16 protein-coding genes are annotated in these 11,016 nt (G+C 66.6%); 2 read left to right on the top strand and 14 right to left on the bottom strand.

From position 1 onward, the window contains the following. The coding region (gene leuS / locus VF092_15750; GenBank protein HEX6748752.1) for a leucine--tRNA ligase at positions 1-1,821 on the bottom strand (1,821 nt) is incomplete at its 3' end. Positions 1,822-2,301: 480 nt separating this feature from the next. Between leuS and VF092_15745 the strand changes: the two genes are divergently transcribed. Together VF092_15745 and VF092_15740 are read left to right on the top strand one after the other, a co-directional pair. Then, entirely contained in the window at positions 2,302-2,475 is a 174-nt protein-coding gene (locus tag VF092_15745; GenBank protein HEX6748751.1) for a hypothetical protein, read from the top strand. 287 nt (positions 2,476-2,762) lie between these two features. Next, positions 2,763-2,957 (top strand): hypothetical protein, encoded by a 195-nt coding sequence (locus tag VF092_15740; protein HEX6748750.1) that lies wholly within the window; start codon positions 2,763-2,765, stop codon positions 2,955-2,957. Positions 2,958-3,030: 73 nt separating this feature from the next. Here the strand turns inward: VF092_15740 and VF092_15735 are convergent, their stop codons facing one another. From VF092_15735 to VF092_15675, 13 genes are all read right to left on the bottom strand, one after another. Beyond that, positions 3,031-3,348 (bottom strand): type II toxin-antitoxin system RelE/ParE family toxin, encoded by a 318-nt coding sequence (locus VF092_15735; protein ID HEX6748749.1) that lies wholly within the window; start codon positions 3,346-3,348, stop codon positions 3,031-3,033. After that, positions 3,348-3,641 carry a type II toxin-antitoxin system Phd/YefM family antitoxin gene (locus VF092_15730; GenBank protein HEX6748748.1) on the bottom strand — a complete coding sequence of 98 codons (294 nt, stop codon included), beginning with the start codon at positions 3,639-3,641 and terminating at the stop codon, positions 3,348-3,350. The genes VF092_15735 and VF092_15730 overlap by 1 nt, the downstream gene beginning before the upstream one ends. Positions 3,642-3,828: 187 nt before the next feature. Then, positions 3,829-4,008 carry a hypothetical protein gene (locus tag VF092_15725; protein ID HEX6748747.1) on the bottom strand — a complete coding sequence of 60 codons (180 nt, stop codon included), beginning with the start codon at positions 4,006-4,008 and terminating at the stop codon, positions 3,829-3,831. A 161-nt stretch (positions 4,009-4,169) separates the two neighbouring features. Beyond that, positions 4,170-4,358, bottom strand: a complete 189-nt coding sequence (locus tag VF092_15720) for a hypothetical protein (protein HEX6748746.1) — start codon at positions 4,356-4,358, stop codon at positions 4,170-4,172. Between the two features lie 264 nt (positions 4,359-4,622). Continuing rightward, on the bottom strand, positions 4,623-4,772 hold the full coding sequence (locus VF092_15715; GenBank protein ID HEX6748745.1) for a hypothetical protein: 150 nt from the start codon (positions 4,770-4,772) through the stop codon (positions 4,623-4,625). A 10-nt stretch (positions 4,773-4,782) separates the two neighbouring features. Next, entirely contained in the window at positions 4,783-6,144 is a 1,362-nt protein-coding gene (locus VF092_15710) for a hypothetical protein (protein ID HEX6748744.1), read from the bottom strand. 90 nt (positions 6,145-6,234) lie between these two features. Continuing rightward, positions 6,235-7,491 carry a beta-ketoacyl-ACP synthase II gene (gene fabF, locus VF092_15705; GenBank protein ID HEX6748743.1) on the bottom strand — a complete coding sequence of 419 codons (1,257 nt, stop codon included), beginning with the start codon at positions 7,489-7,491 and terminating at the stop codon, positions 6,235-6,237. 112 nt (positions 7,492-7,603) lie between these two features. Then, on the bottom strand, positions 7,604-8,260 hold the full coding sequence (locus VF092_15700; protein ID HEX6748742.1) for a response regulator transcription factor: 657 nt from the start codon (positions 8,258-8,260) through the stop codon (positions 7,604-7,606). Positions 8,261-8,426: 166 nt separating this feature from the next. Then, a complete protein-coding gene (locus VF092_15695; GenBank protein HEX6748741.1) occupies positions 8,427-8,807 on the bottom strand; it encodes a hypothetical protein in 381 nt (126 codons plus the stop codon). Then, positions 8,807-9,175 carry a hypothetical protein gene (locus tag VF092_15690; GenBank protein HEX6748740.1) on the bottom strand — a complete coding sequence of 123 codons (369 nt, stop codon included), beginning with the start codon at positions 9,173-9,175 and terminating at the stop codon, positions 8,807-8,809. Before VF092_15690 ends, VF092_15695 begins: the two co-directional genes overlap by 1 nt. Before the next feature lie 130 nt (positions 9,176-9,305). After that, a complete protein-coding gene (locus VF092_15685; GenBank protein ID HEX6748739.1) occupies positions 9,306-9,662 on the bottom strand; it encodes a hypothetical protein in 357 nt (118 codons plus the stop codon). Between the two features lie 43 nt (positions 9,663-9,705). Next, positions 9,706-10,077 (bottom strand): hypothetical protein, encoded by a 372-nt coding sequence (locus VF092_15680; GenBank protein ID HEX6748738.1) that lies wholly within the window; start codon positions 10,075-10,077, stop codon positions 9,706-9,708. A 96-nt stretch (positions 10,078-10,173) separates the two neighbouring features. Then, positions 10,174-10,914, bottom strand: a complete 741-nt coding sequence (locus VF092_15675) for a cytochrome c biogenesis protein CcdA (GenBank protein ID HEX6748737.1) — start codon at positions 10,912-10,914, stop codon at positions 10,174-10,176. Between the last annotated feature and the right edge of the window lie 102 nt (positions 10,915-11,016).

Genomic DNA, 11,016 nt, shown 5'->3' with positions numbered 1-11,016 from the left:
CGACATCTTCGCGCCGTCCTTGATGATCAGCCCGTGCGCCCGAAACTTGGTGAACGGCTCCTCGAAGTCGATCAGCCCGAAGTCCTTGAGCGCCATGGTGATGAAGCGCGAATACAGCAGGTGCAGCACCGCGTGCTCGTTGCCGCCGATGTAGCTGTTCACCGGCAGCCAGTGCTTCGTGATGGCCGGGTCGAACGGCACGTCGTCACGCTTCGCCGACGGGTAGCGCAGGAAGTACCACGCCGAATCCAGGAACGTGTCGCTCACGTCCGTCTCGCGCCGCGCCTTGCCGCCGCACGACGGGCACTCGGTGATGTACCACTCCTCGTGCCGGGCCAGCGGGCTTACGCCGCTCGCGTCGGGCTTGAAGTCCTCGATCGGCGGCAGCAGCACGGGGAGCTGGTCTTCGGGCACCGGCACCGTTCCGCACTGGTCGCAGTACAGGATCGGGATCGGCGGGCCCCAGTAGCGCTGCCGCGAGATGGTCCAGTCGTGCAGGCGATAGTTCACCCGCGCCTCTGCCAGCCCCTTCCCGGCCAGCCACTCGGTGACCGCCCGCTTGCTCTCCTCCACGTCCATCCCGTCGAACTGGCGGCTGTTCACCAGCCGCCCGGGGCCGACGTAGGCTTCCGCCAGCGGGGTCTGCGCGTCGTCCCCCTCGCCGGCGACCACGCGGACGATGGGGAGGCCGAACTCGGTGGCGAACTCGAAGTCGCGCTCGTCGTGACCGGGGACGGCCATGATGGCGCCGGTGCCGTACTCCATCAGCACGTAGTCGGCGATCCAGACGGGGATCTCCTGGCCGGTCGCCGGATTCACCGCGCGGGCGCCGGTGTCCACGCCGGTCTTGGTCTTGTCCGTCTTCTGGCGGCTGACCAGGTCCTGCGCGCTGGCCTGCTTGCGGTACGCGTCGACGGCCTCGCGCTGCGCGTCCGTCGTGATGCGCTCCACCAGCGGGTGCTCGGGCGCCAGCACCATGTACGTGGCGCCGAAGACCGTGTCCGGCCGCGTGGTGAACACGCGGATCACCGGCTTCTCGGGGTGGATCTCGGCGGGCGCATGGCGGTCCTCGGCCACCTTCTGCCGGGCGATGGGGAACTCGAGCTCGGCGCCCTCGCTGCGGCCGATCCAGTTCTCCTGCGCCTTGCGCGTGGTCTCGCTCCAGTCGATCCACTTCAGGTTCTCCAGCAGCCGCCCTGCGTAGTCGGTGATCTTGAAGAACCACTGCGACAGGTAGCGCATCTCCACCGGCGTGCCGCAGCGCTCGCACTCGCCGCCGATCACCTGCTCGTTGGCCAGCACGGTGTTGCAGCTGGGGCACCAGTTGACGGGCGCCTCCTTCTTCTCCGCCAGCCCGGCCTTGTACAGCTGCAGGAAGACCCACTGCGTCCACCGGTAGTACTTTGGGTCCGTCGTGTCGACCGCGTGGTTCCAGTCGTACATGAACCCCACGCGGCGCAGCTGCTTCGTAAAGCGCTCGATGTTGCGGGGGATCAGCTCCGACGGGTGCACCCCCTGCTTGAGCGCGAAGTTCTCGGAGTGGATGCCGAACGCGTCGAAGCCGATGGGCTCGAACACGTCGAAGCCCTGCAGGCGCTTGAAGCGGCCGTAGATGTCGGCGCCGGTGAACGCGTAGATGTTCCCCACGTGCAGCCCCTCGGCCGAGGGGTACGGGAACATCATCAGGTTGTAGAAGGGCTTCGGCGCGGACCGGAGCTGCTCGTCGGTCCACGTGTTGATGCCCTGCTCGTCCCAGCGGGCCTGCCACGCCCGCTCGACCTCGGCGGGGTTGTAGCTGTCGGTCTGGTGCTCGCTGCTCATCGAAACGCAATCGGCAAAGATGAAAGGCGGGCCGCGGACCCGGCGCCCAGCACGCCGGCCACGGCCCATCTGCACATCCAATCTATCGCGCGGGGGAAGGGGGGTTCAAGCCCGGAAAGGGGCAATCACGGCGATTCGGGCCGTGCTCCCGACTGGGCCATTCCCTCCGGGAGGAGGTAAACGCGCCAGTTCAGTGGCGGACCGCCCAGCGACCGTTCGCAGATCCCCTCATCGGTTACCGGCCGAGAGCCGTTCAACTAGTGCGCGGCTCACGTCCAAGTCGTGCTTCCAAATGACATTTGTTGGATGAAGTGAGGCCAACCGCTTATCGATTGAGAGACTCTCCTGCGCGAGCGACAGGCCCACAGCCACTTCGCCTTGCCGTTCATGCAACTCAGCGAGGCGCGGCAGAAGGAAAGAAAGATCCCGCTGCCAACCCGCCTTCGACGGAGCAGCCTCGGCCAAGCGATGGAGCCCACGATGCCTGAGGACCCGAAGGACCCCACACCCGCAGCCGCCGCGAAGCCCGCCTGCACCATCACCAAGCAGGAGAATAGCCGCTGGTGGGAGGTGCGCGATCTCGACGACGAGCTGGTGTGCCTGACCGTGTACCGGAAGGGCGCACGAGAGGTGGTGCGGCGGCTCGCCGCCTGAAGAGGCCAGAGGGGAACACACGGCAGCCGCAGGGATCACCCGCGGCTGCCGAGACCCGTTGCCAGGAGATGCTCAGAACGAGCTGGGTGCTAGTTCTTGCAGCCGTTCTTATCACAGGTGATCGGCGCCGTCGTATTGGCCCAGTTTTCCGGGTGGACGGTCGTGTCGAAACCGCATCCGGTCTTCCCTCCCTTGCTGCCCAGATGTACTTCGTTCGTGGGTAGATGCTTTACCGCCATGATCGTCTCCCGTTGCTAGAGGTGATGCTTTCCGGAGTACCATCCGGGATGGATACTCATGAGACGGGTGTGGGAGTCGGATTTCCCCGATGCGAGGTTGCTGATTCAGCCAAGCCGCTGACACGAAGCCTCAAGCAGAAGCACAGCCGCTGGTGGGAGGTGCGCGATCAGGACGACGAGCTGGTGTGCCTGACCGTGTACCGGAAGGGTGCGCGCGAAGTGGTGCGGCGCCTCGCCGCTTGAGGGAAGGGCCAGCGACGAAACAACGGCAGCCGCGGGAAGAATTCCCTGCGGCTGCCGTGATGCTTGCGGCTCCTCAGCCCCCAGCCTCAGGCATCAGATCCTCGGGGTCCTGCGCCTGGTGCCGGACATGGAGCACGTGGACGGTATCTTCCCGGATCGCGAAGAGGATCTTGTACGAATCGAAGAGTCGCTGGCGGATGGTTTCGGCGAAGAAGCGGTCTTCGTAAGCCAGCCCGCACTGGTCGGCCGAAGCCGCGAGATCCCGAATGGCGGCCCGGATCCCGTAGTACCACTGGTCGGGGTACTCCGAACCGGGATTGCGCGACCGAAGGTTCTGATAGTGCTTCCGGAGATTGTTCCTGGCCTCGGCCTCGATCCGGACCCGGAACACTACGCGTGCTCCGCGATCCCGAGCTCACGTTCCAGCGAGGCGAACGCATCCTCGGCATCTTCGCCGGTCCCGTCGTACATCCCCTGCAAGCCCCGCTGGATGCCAACAATGGCCGCGGCATTGGCCGCCAGGTCGAGAAGCTTCTGGTACGCGTCCGCGTGCTGCACCACGAGCTCGGCCTGCCCGTGTATCGTCAGAACCTGCGGACGGCCGGTTTCCTTCAAATGCTCCAAGTACGCCCGCGCATTACGCTGGAAGTCGGAGAGTGAGTGGATGTCCTTCAGGCTGATCATGGGATCTCCACGCGTTCATGAAATTTCATGTTCCAAGGTACCGGGTCCGGCCGGGCGGGTCAACCCGCCGCTTGGCCGGTGGCCATCGATCGCAGTTCGAAGCCGCGGAGGCGGGCCGAACCCAACCTCCGCGGCTTCGCCATGGCGCGGGCGTTTCACTCGCGGAGCCGCGCCGGTGACGCTGCGATCAACAGGTGCACGGGTGCGTGGCCACGACGGTGTGGCACCCGGTGCCGTCCACCGTGCAGCACACGCCGCCCGCCGGCGTCATGTGGGCGTGCACCGTGCCCTCCTTCTTCCGGGTGTCGCCCACCTCGAAGCTGTCCACATTCAGCGAGTCCACCTGCACCTTCAGCTTCTTGTCCATGAGTGCCCCCTCGGCTGGCGTGTGCGCCGCGAACCCCTCGCGGCGCGCGGGCAGACGATTCCCGCCCGCCCGCATCGGACCGGTGGAAATCCATGTTCCCCGGGAAGCCGGCCGCCCGGCCCATCCCGCGGCGGCCGGCCCTGGTGCTCCTTCGTCCCAGCTCAGCAGTTGTGGCAGTTGCCGGTGAACACCGTGGTGATGTCGGGATTGCACCCGGTCTGAAGATGCGTGCAGCATCCGCCGCCCGGTCCGGACGCGCGCGCCTCGACGGTGCCCCGCTCATCGAGCACCTCGCCGGCGTCGAACGTCTCCACCTTCAGCGTGTCGACCGGCAGCTTCAGCTTGTCCATGGGGAACCTCCCACGTTGGAGTGCGCGCCGCGAGCCGATTCGCGACGCGTTGGCCGGGCCGTCCGGCCAATCCGGAGCGGACCGTGTGGGAGTCCGGCTGCAGACGATCAGGAGCGCGCCGAAGCGCGCGTTATCCGCCGTCGCATCGATCGTTCCACGACGCGAAATCTCCGTGCGCATGGCGATGAAGATTCCCTTAACGCGGCGAGCCCCCTCGCCGCGAGTGGCGAAGGGGCTCGCGTCCGTCCCAGGACCCAGTGACGGTCAGTCCTCGTACCGCTTGAGCACCAGCGTGGTGTTCGCCCCGCCGAAGCCGAAGGAGTTGGAGATGACCACGTCCAGCTCCTTCTTCCGCGTGCCCTCGGAGACGTGGTACCGGGTCGGCTCAGTCAGTTCCTGTCTGGCGAGGAACATAAACTCACCGTCAGCGCGACGAGAGTTTGCGGACCCGCCACAGGAAGTAAAGGTCATCACTTCGAATTGCGTTCTGATTTGCTCGCATTCCGAGAAGTAATTCTCCTAAATCTGCTACAACTTTGGTAAGCCCGAGCGCCTTTGCAGCAGCGATCATGGTACTAGGAACAAAACCCGTGTACACGCCAACTCCGATTGCTCCAACCCACGCGGCGATCCTTTGTCGCGCAGTCTTCGCAAGAGTCTTTTGGGCTAGTTTCATCTTTATGTCCAATCGCGCCAGTTCGGGTTCTATCAAGTCTCCGTAGATCTGTCGTGCATCGCGTTCTGTTATCTCGCCTGGTTGTGACAAAGCCTCATCAATCATCTTGTTAATCGAATTCCGAAAGACGATAAACGCATCGCCCTCGGTTTCCCTGAGATGAAGGAGGTCGGCCGGTACGACACCTGAGAGAAATGGCACTACCGTTGTGAGATGCTTCTGAAGAGCCGCATTCCGCCGCTCTTGCCTCGAGTCGCTGGACATTGATCGCAGAATGTCTACATGGATCTTCCGCTCCGTCAGCAGTGACGCTCCGAAGGCTTGAGTCATTGTGAGTTCGAACACGACATTGTCGAGAATTGATGAAGCTTCACGAATATGCATCTCGAACTTCTCGCGCTGGCGAGAAGAAAGATGGATAGACCGGTTCCGCAGCAGACTTGGCATCACTTCGGGAATATCCCGGAGTTGTTTTGGTGGACTCTGGTAACGCACCGCCCGATACCCGTGCTCTAGCAGGTCCTCGGGACCACGATGCACGGCCCAAAATTCCCCACCACGTAATTGAAGTTCAACCGAAGCGTCAACAAGAAACCGCTCCCGCAAGTTGCGCGTTGCGCGGGCAAGGGCCAGTTCAGTTTCTTCGCCGAAGCCACCTTCATCGGCTAAGTGATTCTTTAGGCAATGTGGACACCAATTTTGGGGGGCCGTAACTGGAACGATTCGCCCGGCCTCGATGAGTGGCTTAAGTAGCAGATAGATCTCAAGGTCGTCTTTGAGCTGCTGACGAGTCTTTGCGACATCCGTTTCAGACGTTGTCTCGCGGTGCGCTGCAAGATCACTTAAATGATTATGAATGTACACTTTATCACTGTAAAACGCCGCAAATTGAGCCAATTCCGCAGCGCGCTCTAAGCGACATCTCAGCGCATTGCAGGGGTAAGATCCTCCAGCTAAGGAGAGCGATGCCGAGTGGGAGAAGGACGTGCGATAGTCCTCTCCTTGATCAGGTGCGGTCAGTTCCGCGCTTTGCAACCCAATGTCAACGAGATCCGTCGCAGAGAGCGCATCGACAGCACCAGATGAAACGCTCCCGTCCGACTTGATCAACCCGGCATTCTCGAGCAGTTCGAATAGTTCACTTGACATACCGCAACCTCGGTTAACGTAATCCCGTCTAGAGACCGGCTCCCCATGCAACTACTCCTCGTAGCGCTTGAGCACCAGCGTGGTGTTGGCGCCGCCGAAGCCGAAAGAGTTGGAGATGACCACGTCCAGCTCCTTCTTCCGCGCGCCCTCGGAGACGTAGTCCAGGTCGCAGTCGGGGTCGGGCTCGGTGAGGTTAATGGTGGGCGGCATCACCCCGTCGCGCAGCGCGAAGATGCTGACGCCCGCCTCGATGGCCGCGCTCCCGCCCAGCGCGTGGCCCAGCATCGACTTGGTGGACGAGACGGCCAGCTTCTCCGCGTGCGGGCCGAACACGGTGCGAATCGCCCGCGTCTCGGCGACGTCGCCTACCGGCGTGGCCGTGCCGTGCGCGTTGATGTAGTCCACCTGCTCGGGGGCGATGCCGGCGCTCTTCAGCGCGCGCCGCATGGCCCGCGCGGCGCCCTCGCCGTTCTCGGGCGGCGCGGTCACGTGGAAGGCGTCGGCGCTCATCCCGAAGCCCAGGATCTCCGCCAGGATCGGCGCGCCGCGGCGCTTCGCCGACTCCAGCTCCTCCAGGATCAGGATCGCCCCGCCCTCGGCGTGCACGAAGCCGCTGCGGCGCCGGTCGAACGGCTTGCTCGCGGTCTCCGGCGTCTCCCAGTCGCTCGCCAGCGCCCGCGCCGCCGCGAACCCGGCGAACGAGATGGCGGTGACGCACGCCTCGGTGCCGCCGGCGATCATCATGTCCGCGTCGCCGCGCTGGATGGCGTGAAAGGCCTCGCCGATCGCGTGGTTGCTGCTGGCGCAGGCGGACACGGGCGAGTAGCTGGGCCCCGTTGCCCCCGTGCGCATCGCCACCTGCCCGGGGGCCAGGTTGATGATGCTGGCGGGGATGAAGAAAGGGGAGACGCGCCCCGGCCCCTTGGCGTCCATCAGGGTGCGCGTCTGCATGATGTTGTCGATCCCCCCCATCCCGCTGCCGATGATGGTGCCCGTGTTCTCGGGATCGGGGACCGGCCCGATCCCGCCCATCCCGGCCGAGCGCATCGCCTCGTCGGTGGCGACCAGCGCGTACTGGATGAAGGTGTCCATCCGCTTCTGCTCGCGCCGCTCGATCACCGGCTCGGGATCGAAGTCCTTCACCTCGGCGGCCACGCGCACCTCCGGCGGCAGCCCCTCGAGCTCGAACTTGGTGAGCGGCCCCGTCCCCGACTTCCCGGCCAGCACGTTGCGCCAGGTGTCGTCCGCGTTGTTCCCCAGCGGCGTGACCATCCCCACGCCGGTTACGACCACCCTGCGTTGCGGCATCCTCGATCTCCAGAGTTCAAGGGGACGGGGTACAGCGGACAGGGGACAGGGGACAGCGAGCACGAAAACCGCCGGCTGTCCCCTGTTCCCTGTCCCCTGTTCCCTGCGGTTCTCAGTCCGGCTTCAGCAGCCCCGTCTTCAGCGCGAACCGCACCAGCTCGCTGCGGTGGTGCAGGTTCAGCTTCTCCATGATGCGGGCGCGGTAGGTGTCCACCGTCTTGGGGCTGATGAACAGCTTCTTCCCGATCTCGCTGCTGCTGAACCCCTCCACGGTGAACGCCAGCACCTCGCGCTCGCGGTCGGTCAGCTTCTCCAGCGGGTCGTCCTCGCCCGGCTCGGCCTTCTGCTTGAGGCCGCGCAGCAGGAGCTTGGCGCCGCTGGGGTAGAGGAAGACGTCGCCGCCGGCCACCGTCTTGATGGCCTCGATCAGCTCCTCGTCGGCGCTGCGCTTGTTCACGTAGCCGCTGCCGCCCGCCTCCAGCACCGGGAGGAGGTGCTCCTCCTCGCCGTGCATGGTGAGGACGAGGGTGCGGATCTCCTTTCCCAGCGCGGAGATCTCGCGCACCGCCTCCAGCCCGCCCGCGCCCGGCATCGACAGGTCCATCACCACCACGTCGGGGAGGAGTTGCTTCGCCTTCATCACCCCCTCCTCGCCCGTTCCCGCCTCGCCGACCACCAGGAAGCCGGGCTCGGCCTCGAGCAGCGCGCGCAGCCCGGCGCGCAGCACGGCGTGGTCGTCCACCAGCAGGATGCGGATCTGTTTCGCCATCGCGTCCGGAAGGGTGTGAAGGTGTGCGGGGCGCCGGGCGTGCCGAATCTGGCCCGCTGCACCCGCACGCGCAAGCAGAATCAAGCGCGCGAACGTCTTACACCGAAGGTCCGGCGCGGTGCGAGGGGGTGTGAGGAAGTGCTGAGTGCGGGACGGTCGCGCCGGGTCAGGCCCCCCCATTGCAGAAGGGGCAGACGAGGCGGATCCCGTAGGCGGCCAGCCAGGCGAGCGCGACGGCACCGGCGGTGGCGGCCACGTTCACGCGCCGCGCCTCGACGCGGAGCACGTCGTCGAGCGCGACGGCCACGTCCTGGACCGGCGGGTCCACGCGCGTGCCGTGGAGGCTGTCGCCGCGCACGAACGGGTCGATGAGGACCATCGAGGTGCGGTCCATCCGCGTCACCCGCACGCGCGCGGGGAGCGACGCCGCCGCGCGCGGCCGCGGCGCGGGGCGCTCCATCCAGGTGACGCACGCCGCCTGCAGCGCGAGCAGCGCCAGCCCGGCGATGCGGGGAATCGCCCGCCGCGCATTCATCGCGTGCCGCATCAGGTGGTGGTGGAGACGTAGAGGATCGCGACCCACGCGCCGTACGCGAGGAGCGCACTGACCAGCATGAGCGCCACCGTGGCCTTGCCGTTATGCTCCCGCACCGCCACCTGCTTCACGTCCGCGAGCGCGATGGCGACCTCTTGCGTCGGGTCGCCCTGCACCGTGCCGCGCAGGCTGTCGCCCTGCACGCGGGCGTCGACCAGCAGCGTCGAGGTCGCATCGGCGCGCGTCACGCGGACGATGCCGGGGAACGAGGCGGTGGCGCCCGGCTCCGGCGGCGTCTTCGGCCAGTACGTCACGCATCCGGGAAGCATAACGACGAGGAACAGCACGGGCAGAAGCCGCGCGAGACGGTCGATCTTCATCTGCGAAAACCCTCGATGTATCGGGTGGGGCGAAACTGTCCGCCGGAGATCCGGCGCGGGAAAAATATTCTCACCCGCGCGGAAACACCAGTTTACCAGACGGACTACGTCACCCCCGCCCGCACAGGTTTCAGCTTCCGGTTCCTTCCGTGAAGAGTGCCGCGACGAGCACGCCCACCAGCCCGAGGACGACGGTCAGCGCGGTGAGGGCGGCGGCCTCCTGCCGCGTCTCGAGCTCCTGGATCTCGGCGGTGGAGATGGCGACGCGCTGCTGCGGGAACAGGTGCGCGGCGCCGGTGACGCTGTCGGCGCGGATCGTGGCGCTGTCGAGCAGGACCACTGACCCATCCGTGCGCGTCACCCGCACCCTGTCGGCGACGGCGTGGTCCTGTCCCGGCGTGGGGATCGGCCGGCTGCCCCACGTCGTGCAGGCGCCGAGCGGCAGAAGGAGTGCGATCGTGGCGAGCGCGCGTGCGGCGGTGCGCATGGCGAGCAGCGGTGGAGGTGGGTCCGCCCGGGACGGCGATGTCTCAGCCTCCCGTTCCGTAGATGAGGAACAGCGCCATGCCGAACGCGCCGAGTGCGGCGGCCGTCCCGAGCGCCACCGCCAGCGCGGTGCCGAACGGGTCCTCGCGGCGGGCGTCGATGCGCGCGACCTCGGCCGTGGGGATGGCGATGCGCCGCGCCGGCGGCACGTGCTGGGCGCCGACCACGCTGTCGGGGCGCACGCTCACGTTGTCGAGCAGGAACTCCATCCCGTCCGTGCGGATCACCCGCGCCGTGCCGACGATGTAGTCGTGCTGGCCCGGCCCGGCGGGGATCGGCTGACCGCGCCACGTCATGCAGGCGGAGAGCGGCAGGAGCAGGAGAATCGGGGAGAGACGGGGTGCGGCGGTGCGCATCGGACGGCGGCGGGTGAAGGTGGGCCCGCACGAAGGGGATGACGATCCCGTCGATTCAACCGCTCGTCATCCCCCGATGTTCCAGAGCGTGGCGCCTCAGAGCCGCGCGGAGAGCCAGTCCGGGGTCCACTTCACCATCAGCGCGGAGAGGGTGGTGAACGAGCCGGTGACCATCAGCACGCCCAGCACCAGCAGCATCGCCCCGCTGACGCGGTTCACCCACGGCAGCACGCGGCGGAAGCGTCGGAAGCCGGTGAGGAAGCGCTCGATCAGCACCGTGGAGAGGAGGAAGGGGATCGCCAGCCCGGCCGAGTACACCGCCAGCAGCCCCATCCCCTCCCCCATCGTCCCGCGCGCGGCGGCCATGGTCAGGATGCCGCCCAGCACCGGCCCGATGCACGGCGTCCACCCCGCTCCGAAGGTGACGCCCACCAGCAGCGTGCCCAGGTAGCCGACCGGCTTCTCGGAGAGATGCATCCGCCACTCGCGCCCGGCGCCGGGGAGGCGCAGCAGGCCGACGAGGTAGAGGCCGAAGAGGATCAGCAGCACGCCGCCCACGGCCTGCACCCAGCGGCTGGCGAACTTCAGCAGCGCGCCGATGAAGGTGGCCGACGCGCCGAGGGCGAGGAAGACGAGGGTGAAGCCGAGCACGAACAGCAGCCCGTGCACGAACACGGTGCGGCGGGTGCGCGCGGTCTCCTGCGCCTCGAGCTCGTCCAGGCTCATCCCGGTGATGAACGTGGCGTAGCTCGGCACCAGCGGCAGCACGCAGGGCGAGAGGAAGCTGAGCAGCCCCGCGCTGAAGGCGACGAACAGGCCGAGCGACTGCGCTTGCATCCGTTGGAGATTCGCGTTTCTGGAGATGGATTCCGGCTCCGGAGCGACGATGATACACCAGCGCCGCGAGGAAGGGCCAGAGGAGTTCCCCCGACATCGCGG

It is taken from the genome of Longimicrobium sp. (assembly GCA_036377595.1).
Lineage (GTDB): Bacteria > Gemmatimonadota > Gemmatimonadetes > Longimicrobiales > Longimicrobiaceae > Longimicrobium.
The sequence above is the reverse complement of the archived record's forward strand: the minus strand, read 5'-3'. Positions and strand labels throughout refer to the sequence as shown.